The sequence below is a fragment of the Pseudomonas turukhanskensis genome, from assembly GCF_027922365.1.
GTDB classification, from domain to species: domain Bacteria; phylum Pseudomonadota; class Gammaproteobacteria; order Pseudomonadales; family Pseudomonadaceae; genus Aquipseudomonas; species Aquipseudomonas turukhanskensis.
Window position 1 is genome coordinate 96616 of record NZ_BSFN01000015.1, and the last position, 22742, is coordinate 119357.

Annotated in this window: 23 protein-coding genes and 1 pseudogene; 12 read left to right on the forward strand and 12 right to left on the reverse strand. The window is 60.0% G+C overall.

Features of this window, described 5'->3' with window-relative positions; genetic code table 11:
- Positions 1–47: 47 nt before the first annotated feature.
- The 6 genes from rpe to trpC all read left to right on the forward strand — a co-directional run bounded on the left by rpe (position 48) and on the right by trpC (position 5693).
- Positions 48–722 (forward strand): ribulose-phosphate 3-epimerase, encoded by a 675-nt coding sequence (gene rpe / locus PKE98_RS20325; protein WP_271197216.1) that lies wholly within the window; start codon positions 48–50, stop codon positions 720–722.
- Positions 719–1555, forward strand: coding sequence for a phosphoglycolate phosphatase (locus PKE98_RS20330; RefSeq protein ID WP_271197217.1), 837 nt, complete (start codon positions 719–721; stop codon positions 1553–1555). The genes rpe and PKE98_RS20330 overlap by 4 nt, the downstream gene beginning before the upstream one ends.
- 165 nt (positions 1556–1720) lie before the next feature.
- Positions 1721–3214: an anthranilate synthase component I gene (gene trpE / locus PKE98_RS20335; RefSeq protein ID WP_271197218.1), complete on the forward strand. Its 1494-nt coding sequence runs from the start codon at positions 1721–1723 to the stop codon at positions 3212–3214.
- Positions 3215–3226: 12 nt separating this feature from the next.
- On the forward strand, positions 3227–3823 hold the full coding sequence (locus PKE98_RS20340; protein ID WP_271197219.1) for an aminodeoxychorismate/anthranilate synthase component II: 597 nt from the start codon (positions 3227–3229) through the stop codon (positions 3821–3823).
- On the forward strand, positions 3820–4869 hold the full coding sequence (gene trpD / locus PKE98_RS20345; RefSeq protein WP_271197220.1) for an anthranilate phosphoribosyltransferase: 1050 nt from the start codon (positions 3820–3822) through the stop codon (positions 4867–4869). Before PKE98_RS20340 ends, trpD begins: the two co-directional genes overlap by 4 nt.
- On the forward strand, positions 4866–5693 hold the full coding sequence (trpC, locus tag PKE98_RS20350) for an indole-3-glycerol phosphate synthase TrpC (protein ID WP_271197221.1): 828 nt from the start codon (positions 4866–4868) through the stop codon (positions 5691–5693). Before trpD ends, trpC begins: the two co-directional genes overlap by 4 nt.
- A 180-nt stretch (positions 5694–5873) precedes the next feature.
- Here trpC and crp read toward each other — a convergent pair whose 3' ends face one another.
- A complete protein-coding gene (gene crp, locus PKE98_RS20355) occupies positions 5874–6518 on the reverse strand; it encodes a cAMP-activated global transcriptional regulator CRP (RefSeq protein ID WP_108099316.1) in 645 nt (214 codons plus the stop codon).
- Between the two features lie 237 nt (positions 6519–6755).
- Between crp and PKE98_RS20360 the strand changes: the two genes are divergently transcribed.
- Positions 6756–7178, forward strand: a complete 423-nt coding sequence (locus tag PKE98_RS20360) for an OsmC family protein (protein ID WP_122450745.1) — start codon at positions 6756–6758, stop codon at positions 7176–7178.
- Between the two features lie 265 nt (positions 7179–7443).
- The gene (gene speD / locus PKE98_RS20365) at positions 7444–8238 is read left to right on the forward strand and encodes an adenosylmethionine decarboxylase (protein ID WP_271197222.1); all 795 of its coding nucleotides are present in this window, start codon (positions 7444–7446) and stop codon (positions 8236–8238) included.
- Between the two features lie 142 nt (positions 8239–8380).
- Here speD and coq7 read toward each other — a convergent pair whose 3' ends face one another.
- The 3 genes from coq7 to PKE98_RS20380 all read right to left on the reverse strand — a co-directional run bounded on the left by coq7 (position 8381) and on the right by PKE98_RS20380 (position 10239).
- Entirely contained in the window at positions 8381–9028 is a 648-nt protein-coding gene (gene coq7, locus PKE98_RS20370; RefSeq protein WP_271197223.1) for a 2-polyprenyl-3-methyl-6-methoxy-1,4-benzoquinone monooxygenase, read from the reverse strand.
- Positions 9029–9097: 69 nt separating this feature from the next.
- Positions 9098–9901 (reverse strand): formylglycine-generating enzyme family protein, encoded by an 804-nt coding sequence (locus tag PKE98_RS20375; protein ID WP_271197224.1) that lies wholly within the window; start codon positions 9899–9901, stop codon positions 9098–9100.
- A complete protein-coding gene (locus tag PKE98_RS20380) occupies positions 9901–10239 on the reverse strand; it encodes a histidine triad nucleotide-binding protein (protein ID WP_271197225.1) in 339 nt (112 codons plus the stop codon). Before PKE98_RS20380 ends, PKE98_RS20375 begins: the two co-directional genes overlap by 1 nt.
- Before the next feature lie 80 nt (positions 10240–10319).
- Here PKE98_RS20380 and PKE98_RS20385 point away from each other — a divergent pair, with 80 nt between their 5' ends.
- Entirely contained in the window at positions 10320–11801 is a 1482-nt protein-coding gene (locus tag PKE98_RS20385) for an AAA family ATPase (RefSeq protein WP_271197226.1), read from the forward strand.
- 3 nt (positions 11802–11804) lie between these two features.
- Here the strand turns inward: PKE98_RS20385 and PKE98_RS20390 are convergent, their stop codons facing one another.
- From PKE98_RS20390 to hemJ, 5 genes are all read right to left on the reverse strand, one after another.
- On the reverse strand, positions 11805–12593 hold the full coding sequence (locus PKE98_RS20390) for an SDR family NAD(P)-dependent oxidoreductase (protein WP_271197227.1): 789 nt from the start codon (positions 12591–12593) through the stop codon (positions 11805–11807).
- A gap of 43 nt (positions 12594–12636) precedes the next feature.
- A complete protein-coding gene (locus PKE98_RS20395; RefSeq protein WP_271197228.1) occupies positions 12637–13722 on the reverse strand; it encodes a DUF805 domain-containing protein in 1086 nt (361 codons plus the stop codon).
- 91 nt (positions 13723–13813) lie between these two features.
- Complete coding sequence (locus PKE98_RS20400) at positions 13814–15079, reverse strand: alanine racemase (protein WP_271197229.1); 1266 nt, start codon at positions 15077–15079, stop codon at positions 13814–13816.
- Entirely contained in the window at positions 15076–16038 is a 963-nt protein-coding gene (locus tag PKE98_RS20405) for an NAD(P)H-dependent flavin oxidoreductase (RefSeq protein WP_271197230.1), read from the reverse strand. Before PKE98_RS20405 ends, PKE98_RS20400 begins: the two co-directional genes overlap by 4 nt.
- A 36-nt stretch (positions 16039–16074) precedes the next feature.
- Positions 16075–16500 (reverse strand): protoporphyrinogen oxidase HemJ, encoded by a 426-nt coding sequence (hemJ, locus tag PKE98_RS20410; protein WP_271197231.1) that lies wholly within the window; start codon positions 16498–16500, stop codon positions 16075–16077.
- 303 nt (positions 16501–16803) lie between these two features.
- Between hemJ and argC the strand changes: the two genes are divergently transcribed.
- The gene (argC, locus tag PKE98_RS20415; protein WP_271197232.1) at positions 16804–17838 is read left to right on the forward strand and encodes an N-acetyl-gamma-glutamyl-phosphate reductase; all 1035 of its coding nucleotides are present in this window, start codon (positions 16804–16806) and stop codon (positions 17836–17838) included.
- A gap of 125 nt (positions 17839–17963) precedes the next feature.
- Positions 17964–18314 carry an iron-sulfur cluster insertion protein ErpA gene (gene erpA, locus PKE98_RS20420; protein WP_108099340.1) on the forward strand — a complete coding sequence of 117 codons (351 nt, stop codon included), beginning with the start codon at positions 17964–17966 and terminating at the stop codon, positions 18312–18314.
- A 65-nt stretch (positions 18315–18379) separates the two neighbouring features.
- Here erpA and PKE98_RS20425 read toward each other — a convergent pair whose 3' ends face one another.
- Both PKE98_RS20425 and PKE98_RS20430 read right to left on the reverse strand, forming a co-directional pair.
- Positions 18380–19471, reverse strand: coding sequence for an anhydro-N-acetylmuramic acid kinase (locus PKE98_RS20425; protein WP_271197233.1), 1092 nt, complete (start codon positions 19469–19471; stop codon positions 18380–18382).
- A 4-nt stretch (positions 19472–19475) separates the two neighbouring features.
- Positions 19476–20897: a peptidoglycan DD-metalloendopeptidase family protein gene (locus tag PKE98_RS20430; RefSeq protein ID WP_271197234.1), complete on the reverse strand. Its 1422-nt coding sequence runs from the start codon at positions 20895–20897 to the stop codon at positions 19476–19478.
- A gap of 212 nt (positions 20898–21109) precedes the next feature.
- Here PKE98_RS20430 and tyrS point away from each other — a divergent pair, with 212 nt between their 5' ends.
- Entirely contained in the window at positions 21110–22309 is a 1200-nt protein-coding gene (gene tyrS / locus PKE98_RS20435; protein ID WP_271197235.1) for a tyrosine--tRNA ligase, read from the forward strand.
- A gap of 107 nt (positions 22310–22416) precedes the next feature.
- On the opposite strand, the pseudogene PKE98_RS20440 reads toward tyrS, so the two are convergent.
- Positions 22417–22742: pseudogene (locus PKE98_RS20440) on the reverse strand (hypothetical protein); the annotation flags it as partial.

Genomic DNA, 22742 nt, shown 5'->3' on the forward strand with positions numbered 1-22742 from the left:
TTAACACATCGGGTACAATGCGCGACGAATTTTGTCCGAGGTGCGCCATGCAGCCTTTCGCTATTGCCCCATCCATCCTCTCCGCCGACTTCGCCCGCCTGGGTGAAGAAGTGGATAACGTGCTCGCCGCTGGCGCCGACATCATCCACTTCGATGTGATGGACAACCACTACGTGCCCAACCTCACCATCGGCCCGATGGTCTGCTCGGCACTGCGCAAGTACGGCGTGACCGCGCCGATTGATGTGCACCTGATGGTGTCACCGGTGGACCGCATCATTGGTGACTTTATCGACGCCGGCGCCACCTACATCACCTTCCACCCTGAAGCATCCCAGCACATCGACCGCTCGCTGCAGTTGATCAAGGCAGGCGGTTGCAAGGCCGGCCTGGTGTTCAACCCGGCCACCTCGCTGGAAAGCCTCAAATACGTGATGGACAAGATCGACATGATTTTGCTCATGAGCGTGAACCCGGGCTTTGGCGGGCAGAAGTTTATTCCCGGCACTCTCGACAAACTGCGTGAAGCGCGCGCGCTGATCGACGCCTCGGGCCGTGATATCCGCCTTGAAATCGACGGCGGCGTGAACGTGCAGAACATCCGTGAAATCGCCGCTGCCGGCGCTGACACCTTCGTGGCCGGCTCGGCCATCTTCAACACTCCGGACTACGCAACCGTCATCGCCCAGATGCGCGCCGAACTCGCGCTCGCCCGCCCATGAGCGGCTTTGCGCAGGTGCTCGCCGGGCGCATGCCGCGCCTGGTGATGTTCGACCTGGACGGCACGCTGATCGACTCGGTGCCGGACCTGGCCGCCGCTGTGGACCAGATGCTCAAGCAACTCGACCGCGAGCCTGCCGGCATCGAACAGGTGCGTACCTGGGTGGGTAACGGCGTGCGCGTGTTGGTGCGTCGCGCCCTGGCCGGCGGCCTTGAGCATGAAGCGGTCAGCGAAGAAGAGACCGAGCAGGCGTTGGCGATCTTTATGGAGCTGTACGCCGACAACCATGCGCTGAGCGCCTTGTACCCAGGCGTGCGCGAAACGCTGAAGTGGCTGAAAAGCCAAGGCATCGAGATGGCGCTGATCACCAACAAGCCCGAGCGGTTTGTTGGCCCGCTGCTCGATGAGATGCGTATTGGTCGCTACTTCCGCTGGATTATCGGTGGCGACACGCTGCCTCAGCAGAAGCCTGATCCGGCGGCCTTGAACGTGGTCATGCAGATGGCCGAAGTGTCCGCAGGCGAAGCGGTATTTGTGGGTGACTCGCGCAGCGATGTGCTGGCGGCCAAAGCGGCCGGCGTGCCATGCGTGGCAATGAGTTATGGCTACAACCATGGTCGTCCGATTGCCGAAGAAGATCCGGCCCTGGTTATCGACGATCTACGCGAACTGCTGCCTGATTGCGCCGAGCGTGGCGCTGCGATAATGTTGCCCGACGCTGTCAAATCCCCCCGCCCAAGAGATGCCATCGTGGTGGTCACCCGCAAACACTGGTTCGTCAAATCCGGGATGAAAATCCTCAAGGCCCTGGCCCGTTGGCGTTGGCGCGCCTGATTAGAGCCTGGCCGGTTCTCCGGTGTGTTTGCCATTACGACCCTAAACCTGAGCAGTGCGGTTGCGATTAACAAAGCGAGGGCGTGCAGTTGAAGAGCTGCCAAGACGCCTGACGTGACGCAACCCCCAGCCAGGTTTTTACCCTCAAGCCATGAGGCTGTTTACATGAACCGCGAAGAATTCCTGCGTCTAGCCGCTGAAGGCTATAACCGCATCCCGCTTGCCTGCGAAACCCTGGCCGACTTCGACACACCGCTGTCGATCTACCTGAAGCTGGCCGACCAACCCAACTCCTACCTGCTCGAGTCCGTTCAAGGCGGCGAGAAGTGGGGGCGTTATTCGATCATTGGTCTGCCGTGCCGCACCGTGCTGCGTGTGCATGACCACCACGTCAGTGTGACCCACGACGGCGTGGAGATCGAAAGCCTGGAAAGCGAAGACCCGCTGGCCTTCGTTGAAACCTTCAAAGCTCGTTACAACGTGCCGACCATCGCCGGCCTGCCGCGCTTCAATGGCGGCCTGGTGGGCTACTTCGGTTACGACTGCGTGCGCTATGTGGAAAAACGCTTGGGCAAGAGCCCGAACCCAGACCCGATCGGTGTGCCGGATATTCTGCTGATGGTGTCCGACGCCGTGGTGGTGTTCGACAACCTGGCCGGCAAGATGCACGCGATTGTACTGGCCGACCCAGCGCAACCGAACGCCTATGAAGATGGGCTGGCGCGCCTGGAAGAGCTGCTGGAAAAACTCCGCCAGCCGATCACCCCGCGCCGTGGCCTGGACTTCACCAAGGAGTCCGGCCGCGAGCCGAACTTCCGCTCCAGTTTTACCCGCGAGGACTACGAGCGCTCGGTCGACACCATCAAGGAATACATCCTGGCCGGCGACTGCATGCAGGTGGTGCCGTCGCAGCGCATGTCCATCGACTTCAAGGCCGCGCCCATCGACCTGTACCGGGCGCTGCGCTGCTTTAACCCGACGCCGTATATGTACTTCTTCAACTTCGGCGACTTCCATGTGGTTGGTAGCTCGCCGGAAGTGCTGGTGCGTTGCGAAGATAACCTGATCACCGTGCGCCCGATTGCCGGCACCCGCCCGCGGGGTGCTACCGAAGAAGCCGACCGTGCGCTGGAAGAAGACCTGTTGGCCGACGCCAAGGAAATCGCCGAGCACTTGATGCTGATCGATCTGGGCCGTAACGACACCGGCCGGGTTTCGGAAATCGGCAGCGTAAAGCTCACCGAGAAGATGGTGATCGAGCGCTATTCCAACGTGATGCACATCGTGTCCAACGTCACCGGCCAACTGAAAAAAGGCCTCACGGCAATGGACGCGCTGCGGGCGATTCTGCCGGCCGGCACCTTGTCGGGTGCGCCGAAGATTCGCGCCATGGAAATCATCGACGAGCTGGAACCGGTCAAGCGTGGCGTCTACGGTGGTGCCGTGGGTTACCTGGCCTGGAACGGCAACATGGACACGGCCATTGCAATTCGCACCGCCGTGATCAAGAACGGTGAACTGCATGTGCAGGCCGGTGGCGGCATCGTTGCCGACTCGGTGCCGGCGCTGGAGTGGGAAGAGACGCTGAACAAGCGCCGTGCAATGTTCCGCGCGGTGGCGTTGGCCGAACAAACCACCACCCCGTCTGCCGACGTTTAAGGAGTAACTGCCATGCTGTTAATGATCGACAACTACGACTCCTTTACCTACAACGTCGTGCAGTACCTGGGCGAGCTGGGTGCTGACGTGAAGGTGGTGCGCAACGACGAGCTGACTGTGGCCGAAGTCGAAGCCCTCAAGCCCGAGCGCATTGTGGTGTCGCCCGGCCCCTGCACCCCGAGCGAAGCCGGTATTTCCATCGAAGCCATCGAAGACTTTGGCGGCAAGCTGCCGATTCTCGGCGTGTGCCTGGGCCACCAGAGCATCGGCCAGGCGTTTGGCGGTGATGTGGTGCGCGCTCGCCAGGTGATGCACGGCAAGACCAGTGCCGTGTACCACAACAACACCGGTGTATTCGAAGGCCTGAACAACCCACTGACCGTCACCCGCTACCACTCGCTGGTGGTCAAGCTGGAAACCTTGCCCGATTGCCTGGAAGTGACCGCCTGGACCCAGCATGAAGATGGCTCGGTGGACGAAATCATGGGCCTGCGCCACAAGACCCTGAATATCGAGGGCGTGCAGTTCCATCCCGAATCCATCCTGTCGGAACAGGGCCATGAGCTGTTTGCCAACTTCCTCAAGCAGACCGGGGGTGTGCGCGCATGAATATCAAGGAAGCCCTGAACCGCGTGGTCGCGCAGCTCGACCTGACCACCGAAGAAATGCAGGACGTGGTGCGCGAGATCATGACCGGGCAGTGCACTGACGCGCAGATCGGTGCGTTTTTGATGGGCATGCGCATGAAGAGCGAAACCATCGACGAAATCGTCGGTGCCGTTTCGGTGATGCGCGAGCTGGCGGCCCAGGTTGAACTGCCGACCCTCAAGCATGTGGTCGACGTGGTCGGTACCGGCGGCGACGGCGCCAATATCTTCAACGTCTCCACGGCGGCGGCGTTCGTCGTCGCGGCGGCGGGCGGCAAGGTGGCCAAGCACGGTAACCGCGCGGTGTCGGGCAAGAGCGGCAGCGCCGACTTGCTGGAAGCGGCCGGTATCTACCTCGAACTCACGCCGGTGCAGGTCGCGCGTTGCATCGACAGCGTGGGCGTGGGCTTTATGTTCGCCCAGGTGCACCACAAGGCGATGAAGTACGCCGCCGGACCGCGCCGTGAAATGGGCCTGCGTACCCTGTTCAATATGCTCGGCCCGCTGACCAACCCCGCTGGCGTCAAACACCAGGTGGTCGGCGTGTTCAGTCAGGAGCTGTGCCGGCCGCTGGCCGAGGTGCTCAAGCGCCTGGGCAGCGAGCACATTCTGGTGGTGCATTCGCGTGACGGTCTGGACGAATTCAGCCTCGCCGCGCCGACCCATGTGGCTGAGCTCAAAGATGGCCAGATCACTGAATACGATGTGCGCCCGGAAGATTTTGGTATCACCAGCCAGACCCTGATGGGACTGGAAGTGGGCAGCCCGGCCGCCTCGTTGGAGCTGATTCGCGATGCCCTGGGCCGGCGCAAAACCGACGCCGGCAAGAAAGCCGGTGATTTGATTGTGCTGAATGCGGGCGCGGCCCTGTATGCCGCCGATTTAGCGACTAGCCTGCATGAAGGTGTGCAGCTGGCCCATGACGCCCTGCACACCGGCTTGGCCCGGGAAAAGATGGAAGAATTGGCGTCCTTTACGGCGGTGTTCCGCCAGGAGAATCAAGCGTGAGTGTGCCTACCGTCCTGGAGAAAATCCTCGCCCGCAAGGCCGAAGAAGTGGCTGCTCGCAAGGCGGTGGCCACCCTCGCCGACGTGGAGCGTGAGGCCCGTGCAGCCGATGCACCACGCGGTTTTGCCACTGCCTTGCTAGCGGCGGCCAAGGCTAAGCAGCCGGGTGTAATCGCCGAGGTGAAAAAAGCTTCGCCGAGCAAAGGCGTGCTGCGCGAGAACTTCGACCCGATTGAAATTGCCCAGAGTTATGAGGCCGGTGGGGCAGCGTGCCTCTCGGTGCTTACCGATATCGACTTTTTTCAGGGCGCCGATCATTACCTGAAGCTGGCGCGTGGCGCCTGCAGCCTGCCGGTGATTCGCAAAGACTTCATGATCGATCCGTACCAGATTATCGAGTCCCGTGCCTTGGGCGCCGACTGCATTCTGTTGATCGTCTCGGCACTCGATGACGTGCAGATGGGCGAACTGGCGGCGGTGGCCAAGTCGGTCAACCTGGATGTGCTGGTCGAAGTACACGACGGCGAAGAACTCGACCGCGCGCTGAAGGTGCTGGATACCCCGTTGGTGGGCATCAACAACCGTAACCTGCACACCTTTGAAGTGAGTCTGGAAACCACCCTCGACCTGCTGCCGCGCATTCCCCGCGACCGCATGGTGGTAACCGAAAGCGGCATCATGAACCGCGCCGATGTTGAGCTGATGGAAATCAGCAATGTGTTTGGCTTCTTGGTAGGCGAAGCGTTTATGCGTGCGGCCAACCCTGGGCTGGAGTTGCAGCGCTTGTTTTTCCCGGAACGTAAAGGGCCGGTCAGCATCGACTAGGCTGGTAGCCAAATCGATCCCTGTGGGAGCGGCTTCAGCCGCGATGTTTTTGAGATCTAAAGCTCGAGGCTGAAGCCTCTCCTACAAAAGCGCCGCGCCTGGAAAAACCGCTACAAATAAAAAGGCCAGCTCCGAAGCTGGCCTTTTTATTGTTCGTGTTTTTATCCAAGCCTTGTGGGCTTAGCGGGTGCCGAACACCACCATGGTCTTGCCTTTGACGTTGACCAGGCCTTGTTCTTCAAGTGCCTTGAGCACACGTCCCACCATCTCCCGCGAGCACCCCACGATGCGACCGATTTCCTGACGGGTGATCTTGATCTGCATGCCGTCGGGGTGAGTCATGGCGTCGGGCTGTTTGCACAGGTCGAGCAGCGTGCGTGCTACGCGGCCAGTGACGTCGAGAAACGCCAGGTCGCCCACCTTGCGCGTGGTGTTGCGCAGGCGTTCAGCCATCTGGCTGCCCAGGGCGTAGAGAATGTCCGGGTCTTGCTGGGTGAGTTCGCGGAACTTGGCGTAGCTGAGCTCGGCCACTTCGCATTCGGTTTTGGCCCGTACCCAGGCGCTGCGTTCTTTCTCGATGCCGTCCTTCTCGAACAGCCCCATTTCACCGAAGAAATCGCCGGAGTTGAGATAGGCGATGATCATTTCACGGCCGTCGTCATCCTCGATAAGAATGGTGACCGAGCCTTTGACTATAAAGAACAACGTCTCGCCGCGATCGCCTGCGTAGATGATGGTGCTTTTGGCGGTGTAGCGACGACGGTGACAATGCGCGAGCAGTTTGTCGATGTTCTTTATTTTTGGTGTGAGAGTTATTGCGACCATGCCCTAGCCCCGAAGAAAAAATTAGTGCAACCCATTGTCTAGCAGCAAATTTTTTTAATAGTTATTCGAGCAAGTGTGCCAGTAAATTGTCGCCAGCTTAACAGACAGTCGCGGCCGTTAGTCGGTTTTGAGACGTGGCTAACAATGATGGCTAACTATCGACCTGCCGGTCTTGAGTAAGTGGGTCTATATGCTTGTGCTAAGCTCCCCGTCCCTTTTAACAGCGGAGACGTGGCAATGAAAGCGCGGATTCAGTGGGCTGGCGAAGCTCTTTTCCTCGGTGAGTCTGGCAGCGGCCATGTGGTAGTCATGGATGGCCCGCCCGAGAGCGGCGGACGCAACCTTGGCGTGCGGCCGATGGAGATGGTGCTCATTGGTCTGGGCGGCTGCACCAACTACGATGTGGTGAGCATTCTGAAGAAGTCCCGCCAGCCGGTTGAAAGCTGCGAGGCGTTTCTGGAAGCCGAGCGCGCCAGCGAAGAACCGAAAGTGTTCACCAAGATCCATGTGCACTTTGTGGTCAAAGGCCGTGGCCTGAAAGAGGCCCAGGTAAAGCGCGCGGTGGAATTGTCCGCTGAGAAATACTGCTCGGCCTCGATCATGCTCGGCCGTGGCGGCGTGGAAATTACCCACGACTACGAAATCATCGAACTGGGCTGATCGGCCCGACACGTTCGTTTCATAAAAGTGGCGCACACTCTTTCGATCGAAAGCAGGTGGCAAAGGCCCTGGCAGCCGCTGGCCGACCTCTGCATAATGGCGCCCCTTTTTCCGGGGCGTCGCTATAAGTGCGGCGCCACGAACCCATACCCAAAATCGCCAAAGCGAAGAGGTGTTAACCGTCCTACGCAGCTGTGTTGTTCACAACTGACGGGCATGCTCGATCACGCGGCCTCGCCGCATCGTTAAAAGAGAGTTCCTTACGGTGAAAAGCAAACTCAAGCTCCACGGGTTCAACAACCTGACGAAGACCTTGAGCTTCAACATCTACGACATCTGCTACGCGGAAACGCCGGAAGACCAGCAGGCCTACGTCCAGTACATCAATACCGAGTACGACGCAGCGCGGCTGACGCAGATTCTCACGGATGTCGTCGACATTATCGGTGCCAATATCCTCAACATCGCTCGCCAGGATTACGATCCGCAAGGCGCCAGCGTGACCATTCTGATCTCCGAGCAACCGGTCACACCGACTGAAAGCCAGATCGAGGAATCCCCAGGCCCGCTCCCCGATACCATCCTCGCGCACCTGGATAAAAGTCATATCACTGTGCACACCTACCCGGAAATTCACCCGGTAGACGGCATTGCCACGTTCCGCGTGGATATCGACGTGTCCACCTGCGGCGTAATTTCACCGCTCAAGGCGCTCAACTACCTGATTCACCAGTTCGACTCCGACATCGTCACCGTCGACTACCGCGTGCGCGGCTTTACCCGCGACGTGCAGGGCAAGAAGCACTTTATCGATCACGAGATCAACTCGATCCAGAACTACCTCTCCGACGACACGCAGGCGGCCTATCAGATGACCGACGTGAACGTGTACCAGGAGAACCTGTTCCACACCAAAATGCTCCTCAAAGAGTTCGAGCTGGATAACTATTTGTTTGGCGATGCCACGCAGAACTTGTCCGCCGAACAGCGCGACACGGTAACCAAGCGGGTGAAGCACGAGATGCTGGAGATCTTCTACGCCCGCAATATGGTTGGCTGATCGAAGATCAACTGCTCGAGGCTGAAGCCTCTCCTACAAGTGACCCCGACCTCTGTAGGAGAGGCTTCAGCCTCGATGCGCTTGCGCGTTACCGCAAATAAAAAGGGCGCCATCAAGGCGCCCTTTTTATTTGCGTAGAAACTTAGATGCGGTACGTGCTTTTAGTCATCACCTTGGACAACAAGCTCATGCCGAACTTCACCGGACGCGGGAACCGATAACCGCCGGCGTCCAATGCACTGGCCGAATGCTGCGCTTCATCGCTCAGCATTTGCTCCAGAATCGCCCGCGACTTTTCGTCTTCGACAGGAATCTGCGTCAGGTGATCATCAAGGTGTTTGCACACCTGATCTTCGGTGGCGGCCACAAAGCCCAGGCTGACCTTGTCGCTGATCAGCCCGGCCACCGCGCCAACACCAAACGACAAGCCATAAAACACCGGATTGAGAATGCTCGGGTGGCTGCCCAGCTCGCGGATGCGTTGTTCGCACCAGGCCAAGTGGTCGATTTCTTCTTCGGCCGCATGTTCCATGGCTTTGCGCACGTGGGGCAGCTTGGCGGTCAGTGCCTGCCCTTGGTAAAGCGCCTGGGCGCAGACCTCGCCGGTGTGGTTGACGCGCATCAGGCCAGCCACGTGGCGGGTGTCGTCGGCGTTCAGCTCCACATCAGGTTGAGTCAGCCCGGGCGACGGGCGATAGGGTTGGCCGCTGAACGGCAGCAGGGTACGCAGGGCGGCGTCGGCCTGCAGCAGCAGGCGGTCGACCGGGGAGTAGTGGCGTTCGGTAGTCATAGGATTACCTCCGGAAAAGTCTGCGGGCAGTTTACTCCAATCATAAGCCAGAAGCGGCACATGGCAGGTTCAGGGCAGCTCGCGGAGCACGCGAAAACCTAAAGCATAGTCATCTTTGCCGGGCTGCTTCATGTCACGAAAACTGCTGCGCAGGTACGTCGGGCCGGCATTCCAGGCGCCGCCACGCACCACCCGGGGGCTCTGGTCGAGCAGGCCGGCGGCCTGTTGCTCGCTGCCGTCGAAGGGGGTGACAAAGCGCGAGGCGGTCCATTCCCAGACATTGCCAGCCGTGTCGTACAGGCCAAACGCATTGGGCGCGAATTGGCCGACCTGGCTGGTTTTGTACTGATCGGAACGCGGCGAACCACAGCCTCGGCAATGGGCGCGCGGGTGGTCTTCGGGGCTGTCGAGCTGCTCGCCCCACCAGTAGAAACTGTTGCTACCGGCCCGTGCGGCATACTCCCACTCGGCTTCGGTTGGCAGGCGATAACGCTGACCGGTGCTTTTGGAGAGCCATTGCAGGTAACTCTGCACGTCGAACCAGGACACATGTATAACCGGCCGCCGCTCGGACAAGCCCCAGCCTTCGTTGTCGGGCAGTGGCTTGCCGGTGGCACGGGCGTAGCGTTGCCAGTCGGCGAAGGTCAGCTCGAAGCGGCCGATGGCGAAGGGTTTGGCGATGGTGACCAGATGCGCCGGCTGCTCGTTGTAATTCCCGCGCCCGGTACTGTCGCCGAACAGAAACTGACCGGCTGGCACTTTCACCAGTTCCGGCCCGGGTTCTTCGGTATTGAGCGTGTCGTGAAAGGCTTCGACGGCACCGGCCGGCCAGCTCAGCAGGCCGCTAAGGCCCAGGGCAATAAGCGCCCGCATCAACCCGGAGGCCAGGCCAGCTGGCGCTTGCCGAGCACATGCATATGGATGTGGTAGACGGTTTGCCCGCCATCCTCGTTGCAGTTCATCACGGCGCGAAAGCCTTGCTCGCAGCCTTGCTCCTTGGCCAGGCGCTGGGCGGTGAAGAGCATATGGCCGGCCAGGGCTTTGTCCTCTTCCCCGAGGTCGTGCAGGGTGGCGATGTGTTTTTTCGGAATTACCAGGAAATGCACCGGCGCCTGTGGGCCAATATCGTGAAATGCAACAACCTGGTCGTCTTCATAAAGCTTGCGCGCGGGAATGTCCCCGGCGACGATCTTGCAGAACAGACAGTCCACGGACAGGTCTCCAACTGGCGATAGGAAGCCGGAGTTTAACCACGCGCGCCTTTGAGGGCGAGCGCACATAGGGACGCGGTGTGAAGAACGATATCCATGACTTGGGCTTGGTACTCGACTCCAAAGTGAAACTGGTCGTGATCGAGTCCTGGGATGAACAGCGGGTAATGGAAACCCTCACCAGCCTTGCGGTGAAACGCGGCTTGGGGTTGTACACCTGGGCGGTGACCGAGGGCATGCAGAAGCTGGGCTTCGGTGGCGAGCCGCAGGGCGAAATGCCCAGCTTCGAGCCTGAGGCCGCATTGCGCCTGATCAAGCATGACCCGATGCCCAACCTCTACGTACTCTGCGATTTGCATCCGTTTATGGAGGACAACCCCAAGCTGGTGCGCCTGCTCAAGGAAATCGCCATGGCCCAGGCGCAACACAAGCCCACGGTTGTGCTGGTATCCCATGCCCTCAAGTTGCCGCCGGAAGTGCAGCGCTATGCGGCGCGTTTCTCCCTGTCCTTGCCATCCGAAGACGAGTTGCTGGCCATCGTGCGCGAAGAAGCCGCGCGCTGGAGCGAGCGCAACCGCGGCGCACGGGTACGTACCGACAACCGTACCTTGCAGCAAGTGGTGAAAAACCTGCGCGGCATGAGCCACGCCGAGGCGCGGGTGCTGGCGCGCGGTGTGATTTGCAACGATGGCGCCATCACCCAGGAAGATTTGCCCGAGCTGAACAAAACCAAATTCAAGCTGCTCGACCTCGAGGGCGTGCTCAGCTTTGAACACGACACCGCGCGGTTTGCCGAAGTGGGTGGCTTGCTTAACCTCAAACGCTGGCTGGCTGAGCGGCAGGATATTTTTCTCGCCGGCAAAGCCGCCGATCTGCCCAAGGGCATGTTGCTGGTCGGCGTGCAGGGCGGTGGTAAGAGCCTGGCGGCCAAGGCAGTGGCCGGGCTCTGGGGCCTGCCGCTGCTGCGCCTGGATTTCGCCTGTCTGTACAACAAGTTCTTTGGCGAAACCGAGCGCAACCTGCGTGAAGCCCTGCGCCTGGCGGAGCAGATGGCGCCCTGTGTGTTGTGGATGGATGAGGTGGAAAAAGGCCTGGCCAGCGGTGATCAGGACGGCGGCGTCAGCCAGCGGGTGCTCGGTACCTTGCTGACCTGGATGGCCGAGCGCAAGGCGCCGGTATTTATGGTGGCCACGGCCAACGCCATCGACCGCCTGCCACCGGAGCTGGTGCGCAAAGGCCGCTTTGATGAGCTGTTCTTCGTCGACTTGCCGGATGCCGACACCCGCGCCGATATTTTCCGCATCCACCTGCTGCGCCGTGAGCTCGATCCGCAGGCATTCGATCTGCCGCAGCTTGCTACGGTGAGTGATGGCTTTACCGGCGCCGAGATCGAGCAGGTGGTGGTCAGCGCCTTGTATGCCGCACAGGCACAACAGCAGCCGGTGGACCAAGGCTTGCTGCTGCGCACTATCAGCAGCACGGCGCCGCTGTCAGTGGTGATGGCCGAAGACCTCGCCGGGCTGCGCGCCTGGGCGCAGGGGCGTACGGTGTCGGCGGGCTGATGCCTATTGCGCGGTAAAGCGCTTGTTGATCGCCCCGGCCAGTTTGCGTACCAGCCAGCGCGGGGCGAAGCGTGAACTGCGGGCAGCCAGGCGGTTGCGCCAACCGGGAATGATGATGGCGCGGTTTTTCTCCAGCGCCCGTACGGTGTAAAGGGCCAGTTCTTCGGCGCTCATCATTAGCTTGCTGCCATCGAGCTTGCCCATTTCCATGGCTGCGCCGCGAAAGAACGCCGTACGGGTCGGCCCCGGGCAAAGCACGGACACTTTGATGCCACGGCTTTTCATTTCCTCGCGCAAGCCTTCCGAGAGATTCAGTACGTAGGCTTTGCCCGCGTAGTAACTGCTCATCCACGGGCCAGGTTGAAAGGCCGCTACCGAGGCGACATTCAGAATCTGCCCGCCGCCTTGCAGCGCCATGCTATTGCCCACGGCATGGCAGAGGCGGGTGAGGGCCAGCAGGTTGACTTCGAGTTGTTGCTGTTCGCGGCCCCAGTCGCTGTCCAGAAATGGCCCCGAGGTGCCGAGGCCGGCATTGTTCACCAGCAAGTCGATATGCAGCTCGCCTTGTTCCAGTTCATGGATCAGGCCGGTGAGTTGGGTGGGGTGGGCGAGGTTGCAAGTGCGAAACAGCACTTCCACGCCGAAGCGTTGGGTGAACTCGCAGGCGACGCTTTCCAGCACGTCGCGCTGACGGGCCACCAGAATCAGGTTGCGCCCGCGCCTGGCCAGGGCTTCTGCCAAGGCCAGACCGATGCCGCTGGAGGCCCCGGTTACCAGTGCATAACGGGGCATGGGGTTCTCCGCGCGGCTAGTGAAATGTAGGTCAGTGCAGGGCTTACTCTTGGCTCGACTCGGCTTCATCAGCCGGCTCGCCAGGTTCGGCCGGCTCTACCGCTTCGGCAGGCTCGGCCATATCGACAGAGGGCTCGGCCGAATCAACAGCCGGCTCGGAGTAGCTGCTTTCTTCGGCTTGCTGAACATAACCCTGATACGCCGGTAAGGCGATGGCAGCGAGGATACCGATGATGGGGACTAGCAGCATGGTCCAGGCCAGCACCACCACACCTTTGCTATTCGGTGGCGGCGGCGGACCATAGCGGTTCGGGCCGGGCGTACCGGGCACCACCAGCATGATGATGGCAAATACAGAGCCAACCGCCGGCACCAGCAACAGCAACCAGAGCCAGGCGGACCAACCGATGTCGTGCAGGCGCTTGGCGCCGATAAACACACCGACCACCACCATCGCGATGACGGCGAGAATCACCAGCAAGCCGCCGAAAATTGACGACAGTGCCGAAATACCGGCAAACACGCCCATGATCGGGATGGCCAGCAAGGTCATCGCCATGCTCCAACCCAAGTAGCGCACGCGGCCGATACGGCCTTCGACGGTGAAGTAGTTGAGCTCGCCGTATTCGGGCATCACATCGCCTACCTGGGCTTGCGGCGTGGCATAGGGCGAGGCGACGGCGGCAGCGGCTGCTGGCGCCGGTTCGGTAGCGCCGGCCTCAGCCAGTTGAGCCTGACGGGCCAGGTACTTCTCGATCACGATGCCGCAGGCGCTGCACTCGATACCCTGGGCCTGCTCATGACCGCACTTGGGGCAGGTCATGCGCACATTTTCGTCGGGCTCGACCGCCGCGGTGTGGTGGTCGTCGGTTTCCACCAGGCTGAGGCTGGAGGCCAGATCCTTTTCCTTGTAGACCTTGGCGCCGGCGTTCTGCAGAGCGCCTACATACTTGTCAGCCTCGGCATCGGTCAGGTCACGTTTGAGGGCGACGGGGTTGCCGGTGAACAGCCCATCAATCTTGTCGCGGTCACTTTTGAACAGGCGTGCCAGGTTGTCTTTAACAGCGTCCAGTGTCGCTGTCGGCATCAACTCGCCGGTGAATACGATCTTGTAGCGTGTATCGGTCATGCGCACGTCCCTGTCAGCGAGAGATGAAGTGGCCACAGCGTAATGGCCCTTTGGCGTTTCAGACAAGCGTGAGCGTGATGCGAGTCACGCTTCAGCCCATGTTTTGCGGTAACCAGCGACCTACAAGGCGGTTGTTGCGCACCAGTCGCAGTTCCGCGAAGTCATCCAGCAGGCCTTCGCTCAGTTGTGGGCGCAGGAAAACCCAGTCGTCGACCCGCAACGCCGTGGCGCTCGAGCCGTTTACCCGCTCCTGGTTGGCGCTGCGGCCGTACAGGCTGTCGTAGCTCAGCCCGGCGGGCGCAACGGGGTCTGCCTGCCAGCGGCCGCCATACAGGTAATAGGCTTGCTGGCGATTGCGGTCCCAGGTTTGCAGCGCCGTTTGCAGGGTTCGCAGATAGGGGAGTTCACCGGTCTGCGCTTTGAGCACCGGGGTCGCGATCCAGAGTGCGGGGAGATGCTCGGCCAGCAGGTCACTGTCGAACTCGCTGGGTTTGAGCAGGGCAGAACCGACCGAGACTTCGTTCAGCGGCGTATCGCCGCGCGCATGCAGGGCGTACGTCAGGCTACCAGCGCCATTGAGCAGCGGATCTGCGGGCCAGAGGTCGGCGAACGTCTGCGCCGTGGCAACAAACGCTCGGTAGCGCGCATTGCTGTCGGCCAAGGCGCGGTCACGGCCGATCCACGGCGGTGAATGGGCGACTTGGGCGTCATAGCCCATCAGACCGCGTACCGTTAGCGGCGCTTTGCTGGTACGTAACGCAGTCAGTGCCTGACCCAACGCCTGGGGATCGCTAAACCCGCCGCGCGCCAAGCCCAGGTCGATCTCCAGGGCGATTTGCAGTGGCTGTTTCAGGGCCGTCGCCAGCTCGGCGTATTGCTGCAGGCGCTGGGGTGTGTCGATCAGCCAGGTGACCTGGCGGCTCGGCTCGAAGGTCGTGGTATTGCCCAGTTGCTGGTAGAAGCCCAGGGCGGCGCTAAGCGGCAATGGTTTGCCCAGCAGCAGGTCGGCGTCCTCGAACAGGCGCGCCAGTTGATTCACCTGTGGTTGGTGGAACGCCATGAAGCGGCGTGTGCCGAGTTTTTTCGCCAGGTAGTCCAGCAGGCCATCGCTGGCCAGGGATTTGGCCACCAGGCGCAGCGGCAGCTTGGTGCCCAACCGCTGAGCCAGGAGTTCGGCATTGGCGTCCAGGCGCTGCATGTCTACTACTAACTGGGGAATGCCGCCGCCCTGCTGTTTCAACAGCTGATTGAGGGCACCAAAGTAGTCGTCGTACGGGCGACCGCTGTCGCTCGGCCGGGCCGCCCAGATACCCAACAGGCCCAGTGCGCCCAGGCCGAGCAGGTGGCGACGGTTCATCGCGGCCAGCGCTGCCCCAGTTGCACGGTGCGCTGCTGGGCGGCGCGGTATTCGTCATCCAGGCGCTTGACCAACTCGGCCACGGTCGGCAGGTCGGTGATGTCGCCGACGCCCTGGCCAGCCGACCATACGGTTTTCCAGGCCTTGGCTTCGTCGTTGATGGGCTTGAGCTTTTCGCCGTAGTTCACCGCGCCTTTGTCTTGCAGCTTGCCCAGGTCGAAGCCGCCTTGCTCCAGGCTCTGGCGCATAAAGCTTGCCGGTACGCCGGACACCGCCGGGGTGTGCACGATATCGGCGGCTTTGGCGCCGAGGATCATGTCTTTGTACGCCTGCGGGGCATCGTTTTCCTTTACCGCGATCATGCGGGTACCGAGGTAGGCAAGGTCGGCGCCGAGCATTTGTGCGGCAAGAATTTCGTGACCGTGGTTGAGGCAGCCGGCCAGCAACAGGGTTTTGTCGAAGAACTGGCGGATTTCCGCGACCAGCGCGAACGGGCTCCAGGTGCCGGCGTGGCCACCTGCGCCGGCGGCGACGGCGATTAGCCCATCAACGCCAGCCTCGGCAGCTTTCTCGGCGTGGCGGCGGGTGGTGACGTCGTGGAACACCAGGCCGCCGTAGCTGTGCACGGCATCCACCACCTCTTTTACGGCGCCGAGGCTGGTGATCACGATCGGCACGCGCTGCTCGACGCAGATGGCCAGGTCCGCCTGCAGGCGCGGGTTGGTGTTGTGCACGATCAGGTTGACCGCATACGGCGCGGCGTCGGCGTTCAGCCCTGCATTGATCTCGTCCAGCCAGGCCTTGAAGCCGCTGCTTTCACGTTGGTTGAGGGCCGGAAAGCTACCGACTATGCCGCTGTTGCAGCACGCCAACACCAGCTGCGGGTTGGAAACCAGAAACATCGGTGCCGCAACTACCGGCAAACGCAGACGTTGTTCGAGCAGGGCGGGCAAAGACATAAACAATCTCCAATCAAGTTGAGGCAGCTGTGCTGATTAGAACGGACGCACCACCACCAGAATTACGATAAACAGCAACGCCAGTACCGGCGCTTCGTTGAACCAACGGTAGAACACATGGCTGTGGCGTTGCTCGCCCGCGGCAAACCGCTTACGCATGGCGCCGCACATATGGTGATAGCCGATAAGCAGCAGCACCAGTGTGAGCTTGGCGTGCATCCAGCCTTGGCTGAGCAGTGTGGGGTTGAGCGTGAGGAGCCAGATGCCGAGGCCGACCGTGGCAATCATCGACGGCGTCATGATGCCTCGGTAGAGCTTGCGCTCCATGACGCAGAAACGCTCCTTGCTGGTGCTGTCTTCGCTCATGGCGTGGTAGACGAACAGGCGCGGCAGGTAGAACAGACCGGCGAACCAGCAAACCATGGCGATGATGTGAAACGCTTTGACCCAGAGGTAGAGCATTCGCAGGTTCTCGAACAGAAATAAAAGGGGCGGGGTTTAAATGCCCGGAAGTGGCCGTATTAAACAGGTTATATCGGCTATACGTCACCAATACGGTTGGCCCGTGGCCGGAGCACCCGTATCATCGGCACCTTTCCCCGACTACGGAACAGCTACTGCGCTCGGTCAGGCGGCGTTGAAAGCAGGTTCGAAATGCTCATTGGCTCCAGCCCACTGCGCGTTCTCACTTGCCTTCGCTTTGCCTACTCTTCGCTCGCTACGCTTTCCGCAGCCGGGTGTCCTTTTATCTGTAGGGGGTTCGTGATGGTCAAGGTCGGTATCGTCGGCGGCACAGGCTACACCGGGGTCGAATTGCTGCGCCTGCTGGCTCAGCATCCGCAAGCTGAGGTGGTGGTGATTACCTCGCGCTCGGAAGCGGGCACTCGCGTCGATGAGATGTACCCGAACCTGCGCGGCCACTACGACAATCTGTCCTTCACCGTGCCGGACACGCAAACCCTGGCGGCCTGCGACGTGGTGTTCTTCGCCACGCCCCACGGCGTTGCCCATGCCCTGGCTGGCGAATTGCTGGAAGCCGGTACCAAGGTGATCGACCTCTCTGCCGACTTCCGCCTGCAGGATGCCGAAGAGTGGGCCAAGTGGTACGGCCAGCCGCACGGTGCCCCGGAACTGCTCGGTGAAGCGGTTTACGGTTTGCCGGAAGTGAATCGCGAGCAGATCAAAAATGCCCGTCTGATTGCAGTGCCGGGTTGCTACCCGACCGCGACCCAGTTGGGTTTCTTGCCGCTGCTCGAAGCCGGTTTGGCCGATACCAGCCGTTTGATTGCCGACTGCAAGTCGGGTGTAAGCGGCGCGGGCCGTGGTGCGAAAGTGGGCTCGCTGTTCTGTGAAGCCGGCGAAAGCATGATGGCGTACTCGGTAAAGGGGCACCGTCATCTGCCGGAAATCAGTCAGGGCTTGCGTCGCGCCGCCGGTGGCGATGTGGGGTTGACCTTCGTGCCCCACCTGACGCCGATGATCCGCGGTATCCACTCCACGCTGTACGCGACCGTTGTGGATAAGTCGGTAAACTTGCAGCAATTGTTTGAAAAGCGTTATGCCAACGAGCCGTTCGTAGATGTGATGCCGGCTGGCAGCCATCCGGAGACCCGTAGTGTGCGCGGCGCCAACGTCTGCCGTATCGCCGTGCATCGTCCGCAAGGTGGCGACCTGGTTGTGGTGTTGTCGGTGATCGACAACCTGGTCAAAGGCGCATCGGGCCAGGCGGTGCAGAATATGAATATCCTGTTTGGCCTCGATGAGCGCTTGGGTTTGTCCCACGCGGCATTGCTGCCGTAAGTTGCAGCTAACGATCAATGCCCCGCTCCGGGGCGCTGATCAATAGTTGACCATTTTGGTAGGGGAAGCGGATAATGAGGCTATCCCCAAGTAATACGTCGGCCACTGGCCGGGAGAAAGACAGCATGAGCGTCGAATCCTTCACCCCCACTCCGCTGCAATTCACGCACGGTGCGGCGAACAAGGTCAAAAACCTGGTTGATGAGGAAGGTAATCCACGTCTGAAATTGCGCGTGTTCGTCACCGGTGGTGGCTGCTCGGGCTTCCAGTACGGTTTCACTTTTGATGAAGAAGTGGCCGATGACGACACCATCGTCGAGCGCGAAGGTGTAAGCCTGGTGGTCGATCCGATGAGCTTCCAGTACTTGGCTGGCGCCGAAGTCGATTATCAGGAAGGCCTGGAAGGCTCGCGTTTCGTGATCAAAAACCCGAATGCCACCACCACCTGTGGTTGCGGTTCGTCGTTCTCGATCTGATCGATTGCTGTGCCTGAAACGCCGCGCTTATGCGCGGCGTTTTCGTTTCTGCTAAACGCTTAGGGTCAGGCCGGGTAGATGGCGCCAAGCACGCGCAGGCCTTTGGCGCCGGTGACGCTGGGGCGATTGCTCGGAATGCCTTCCAGGCAACAATGGGCCAGCCAGGCGAACGCCATGGCTTCCACCCAGTCCGCCGGCACGCCGCGCTCGTCGGTGCTGCTCACCGTGCAACCCGGTAACAGCTCGGCCAGGCGTTTCATTAACGTGAGGTTATGTGCGCCGCCGCCACAAACCAGCAGGTGTTGCGTGCCCTGCTGAGCGGATTGCAGCGCGCCGATGATACTGCGCGCGGTCATCTCCAGCAGAGTGGCTTGCACGTCCGCGGGCGCGATGAGGGGGAACTGGCTCAGGTGCTGGTCCAGCCACGGCAGGTTGAACAGTTCGCGACCAGTGCTTTTCGGCCCTTGAGTGATAAAAAACGGATCGCCCAACAGCGTGTTGAGTAAGTCCGTCGATACCTGGCCGCTGGCCGCCCAGTCGCCATTACGGTCGTAGTCTGTGCCTTGATGACGATTGATCCAGGCATCCAGCAGGACATTGCCAGGGCCGGAGTCGAAGCCATGCACCGGTTGCTGCGGATCAAGCAGGCTCAGGTTGCTGAAACCACCTACGTTCAGGATCGCCTGGCGGCTTTTGCCGTCACTGAAGAGCGCATCGTGAAACGCTGGCACCAGTGGTGCGCCCTGGCCGCCGGCGGCGACATCGCGGCGTCGGAAATCGGCGACTACGGTGATGCCCGTCAGCTCGGTGAGCAGCGCCGGGTTGCCAATCTGCGTGGTGAAGCCTCGCGCCGGCTCATGGCGCACGGTTTGACCGTGGCTGCCGATGGCGCGGATGTCGATGGGGGTAAGATTGTGTTGATCAAGCAGGGCATGAACGCCTTGGGCGGCAAGACGAGCCCAGCGTTGCTCGGCAATAGCGCTTCGGGCCAGTTCATCGGGACCAGAACTGCACAGGGCAAGTAGCTCACTGCGCAGGTCATCGGGCATGGGCAGGTAGTGGGTGCCGAGCAGGGTGGTGTGTTGCTCCTGCTCGATCAGGGCGATGTCCAGACCATCGAGGCTGGTGCCGGACATCACTCCTATATAGCGCGTCATCGCCTTAGCGCTTGTTCAAGGCCAGCATGGTGGCCTTTTCCTGATCCATCTGCGCCATCAAGGGTTTGCTCATCTGCATAAAGCGGGTTTTGTCCGGCCCGGAAATTGGATCGGCCATTGCCAGTTTCTGACTGAGCGGGTCGACGTGCACGCCCTTGACCTGGAACTCATAGTGCAGGTGTGGGCCGGTGGACAGGCCAGTGGTGCCGATATAGCCGATCACCTGACCTTGCTTCACCATGCTGCCGGTTTTGATGCCTTTGGCAAAACCCTGCATATGGCCGTAGAGCGTGGTGTAGGTCTTGTTGTGCTGAATGATGATGGTGTTGCCGTAACCGCCGCGGCGACCGGCGAGCTGAATGCGACCATCACCGGCGGCTTTGATCGGTGTGCCACGTGGGGCGGCATAGTCCACGCCCTTGTGGGCGCGAATCTTATTCAGAATCGGGTGGAATCGGCCCATCGAAAAGCGCGAGCTGATACGGGCGAAGTCTACCGGCGTGCGAATAAAAGCTTTGCGCATGCTGTTGCCATCAGCCGTGTAGTAGCTGGTGGAGCCTTGCTTGTTGGTGTAACGCACGGCAGTGAATGGTTTGCCGCGGTTAACGAAGCGGGCGGCGAGGATGGCGCCGTCGCCTACCTGCTTTCCGTTGACCACTTTTTGCTCGTAGATCACTTCAAATTCGTCGCCTTCGCGGATGTCCTGGGCGAAGTCGATGTCGTAGCCGAAGACATTGGCCAAGTCCATGGTCATGTTGTGCGATAGGCCGGCGCGCTTGGCGGAAAGGAACAGCGAGCTGTTGATCACGCCATGGGCGTATGCCGAGCGAACCGTTGGCTTGGTCAGGTCGCGCTTGAAGTCGAAGCCTTTGTCGGTTTTTGACAGGGTGATGGTTTCAAGGTCGCTCAACTTGCTTTGCAAGTGCTGCAGGCCGCCGTCTTGGGTGAGCTTGACCTCCAGCACCTGGCCGACTTTCAGTTGGCCGAAGCGCTTGGCATCGTTGCTGCTGTTCAAGGCTTCGTGCAAGTGCGTGGGCGTCAGGCCTGCCTTCTGGAATACGGTCGACAATGTGTCGCCGTTGGCGACGGTAATCAGCTTGGTATACGGATCAACCGCTGGCGCTTCGGCCACGGGTTGCGCAGGTTTTTCCACAGGTTTTTCGGCCTGCTGGGTTTCAGGGTTCTGGGCATCAATCTGGGCGAACGGCGATGCGCTCGACTCGCCAGGCAGACGAGGCTGCTGCTCGTTCGGGGTGGCTTCGAGCTGTTCAGAGGCGTTGAGGTCCAGGTTGAGCGTGGTCTTTTTTGCTTCTACTTCGCGAGAGGGGAAAACCAGAAGAGCCAGACTGAGTAGGGCGGCGATCCCGCTAGCCGCTAGGAGATGGCTTTTGGGGTATGGCGGCGGTGTTTTGGAAATAGAGGTCATAAGGCAACTTTGACTTTGAAAAGGTGAAAAGAAGAGATGAAGAAACTGATGAATATGAAATAACTGTATAAAATATAACCAAAATCACCCTGAAGCAAGCCTACGAATTTCTTGTTCATGCCAGCGGCATAAGTCGCGGGCACAAACTTGTAATTAGTTGGTGATCTTGTAAGGTTGGTTCCCTTCGAAAATCAGGTGGTAGCGGGGCGGGTATGAAGTCGGTTGAAGAGCAGTTGGCGCTGATCAAGCGCGGCGCGGAAGAAGTGTTGGTCGAGGCTGAGCTGATCGAAAAATTGAAGCGCGGTCAGCCTCTGCGCATCAAGGCCGGCTTCGATCCGACCGCTCCTGATCTTCACCTTGGCCATACCGTGCTTATTAATAAGTTGCGCCAGTTCCAGGAGTTGGGCCATCAGGTGGTGTTTCTGATCGGCGACTTCACCGGCATGATCGGCGACCCGAGCGGCAAAAGCGCTACCCGTCCACCGTTGACCCGTGAGCAGGTGCTGGACAACGCGGAAACCTACAAGGCGCAGGTCTTCAAGATTCTCGATCCGGCTAAAACTGAAGTGGCCTTCAACTCCACGTGGATGGATCAGCTGAGCCCGGCTGACTTTATCCGTCTGGCGTCGCAGTACACGGTTGCTCGGATGCTTGAGCGCGATGATTTCAGCAAGCGTTACGCCACTAACCAGCCAATCGCCATTCATGAGTTTCTGTATCCGTTGGTGCAGGGCTATGACTCGGTCGCTCTGAAAGCTGACGTTGAGTTGGGTGGTACCGATCAGAAGTTCAACCTGCTCATGGGTCGTGAGTTGCAACGCGCTTACGGGCAGGAAGCTCAGACCATTCTGACCATGCCATTGCTCGAAGGTCTGGATGGCGTGAAGAAGATGTCCAAGTCGCTGGGTAACTATGTCGGTATCCAGGAAGCGCCGGGCGTTATGTACAACAAGCTGGTATCCATTCCGGATGCGCTGATGTGGCGCTATTTCGAATTGCTCAGCTTCCGTTCCATGGAAGAGATCGAGGCGTTCAAGGCTGACGTAGTAGCTGGCGCGAATCCGCGGGATATCAAAATCAAGCTGGCTGAGGAGATCGTCGCGCGTTTCCATGGCGAAGACGCGGCGGCCAATGCTCATCGGTCTTCGGGTAACCGTATGAAAGACGGCGAGTTACCGGACGATCTGCCTGAAGTCGAGGTCGTCTCGGCTGAAGATCTGCCTATCGCTTCCCTCCTTAATAAGGCGGGTCTGGTGAAGAACGCGGCGGGCGCACGTGATCTGCTGAATGCCGGTAGCGTGCGTATAGATGGTGAAGTTGTAGATCGCACCTTTATATACAAGCTCGGCGCGACCCATGTTTGCCAGGCCGGCAAGAAGGCTTTTGCTCGCGTTACGTTAAAAGCTGAGTAAAAGGTCAAATAAAGCCTTGACGGTATTTCATGGGTGCTTATAATGCGCACCACTTCCGGCGCGGAAGGCTCCGAAAACTTCAAGTTAATCAATAAGTTAGCTGAAAATTAGGGGTTGCAAAGCAGAGCGATCTGCGTAGAATGCGCCGGGCTGGCAAGGTTGAGTTTTGGTCTTGTTGGTCGGTCGGTTGAGTTGATCGAAAGCGGTGTAAAAGAGGGTGTTGACAGCGGTTTTAAACGCTGTAGAATTCGCCTCCCGCTGATGAGAGACTGAAGTTGATCTGAAGCGCAAGCGGTTGAGTTTGAAAAGAAATTTTCGAAATCGCTTGACGGAATGAGAGGCTGCTGTAGAATGCGCGCCTCGGTTGAGACGAAAGACTTAACCAACTGTTCTTTAACAACTGAATCAAGCAATTCGTGTGGGTGCTTGTGAG

What these genes read in the sequence shown, in the direction of transcription:
- rpe (WP_271197216.1), top strand. Translation starts at nt 48, where the DNA reads ATGCAGCCTTTCGCTATTGCCCCATCCATCCTCTCCGCCGACTTCGCC.
- PKE98_RS20330 (WP_271197217.1), top strand. Translation starts at nt 719, where the DNA reads ATGAGCGGCTTTGCGCAGGTGCTCGCCGGGCGCATGCCGCGCCTGGTG.
- trpE (WP_271197218.1), top strand. Translation starts at nt 1,721, where the DNA reads ATGAACCGCGAAGAATTCCTGCGTCTAGCCGCTGAAGGCTATAACCGC.
- PKE98_RS20340 (WP_271197219.1), top strand. Translation starts at nt 3,227, where the DNA reads ATGCTGTTAATGATCGACAACTACGACTCCTTTACCTACAACGTCGTG.
- trpD (WP_271197220.1), top strand. Translation starts at nt 3,820, where the DNA reads ATGAATATCAAGGAAGCCCTGAACCGCGTGGTCGCGCAGCTCGACCTG.
- crp (WP_108099316.1), bottom strand. Translation starts at nt 6,518, where the DNA reads ATGGTCGCAATAACTCTCACACCAAAAATAAAGAACATCGACAAACTG.
- PKE98_RS20360 (WP_122450745.1), top strand. Translation starts at nt 6,756, where the DNA reads ATGAAAGCGCGGATTCAGTGGGCTGGCGAAGCTCTTTTCCTCGGTGAG.
- coq7 (WP_271197223.1), bottom strand. Translation starts at nt 9,028, where the DNA reads ATGACTACCGAACGCCACTACTCCCCGGTCGACCGCCTGCTGCTGCAG.
- PKE98_RS20375 (WP_271197224.1), bottom strand. Translation starts at nt 9,901, where the DNA reads ATGCGGGCGCTTATTGCCCTGGGCCTTAGCGGCCTGCTGAGCTGGCCG.
- PKE98_RS20390 (WP_271197227.1), bottom strand. Translation starts at nt 12,593, where the DNA reads ATGCCCCGTTATGCACTGGTAACCGGGGCCTCCAGCGGCATCGGTCTG.
- PKE98_RS20395 (WP_271197228.1), bottom strand. Translation starts at nt 13,722, where the DNA reads ATGACCGATACACGCTACAAGATCGTATTCACCGGCGAGTTGATGCCG.
- PKE98_RS20400 (WP_271197229.1), bottom strand. Translation starts at nt 15,079, where the DNA reads ATGAACCGTCGCCACCTGCTCGGCCTGGGCGCACTGGGCCTGTTGGGT.
- PKE98_RS20405 (WP_271197230.1), bottom strand. Translation starts at nt 16,038, where the DNA reads ATGTCTTTGCCCGCCCTGCTCGAACAACGTCTGCGTTTGCCGGTAGTT.
- hemJ (WP_271197231.1), bottom strand. Translation starts at nt 16,500, where the DNA reads ATGCTCTACCTCTGGGTCAAAGCGTTTCACATCATCGCCATGGTTTGC.
- argC (WP_271197232.1), top strand. Translation starts at nt 16,804, where the DNA reads ATGGTCAAGGTCGGTATCGTCGGCGGCACAGGCTACACCGGGGTCGAA.
- erpA (WP_108099340.1), top strand. Translation starts at nt 17,964, where the DNA reads ATGAGCGTCGAATCCTTCACCCCCACTCCGCTGCAATTCACGCACGGT.
- PKE98_RS20425 (WP_271197233.1), bottom strand. Translation starts at nt 19,471, where the DNA reads ATGACGCGCTATATAGGAGTGATGTCCGGCACCAGCCTCGATGGTCTG.
- PKE98_RS20430 (WP_271197234.1), bottom strand. Translation starts at nt 20,897, where the DNA reads ATGACCTCTATTTCCAAAACACCGCCGCCATACCCCAAAAGCCATCTC.
- tyrS (WP_271197235.1), top strand. Translation starts at nt 21,110, where the DNA reads ATGAAGTCGGTTGAAGAGCAGTTGGCGCTGATCAAGCGCGGCGCGGAA.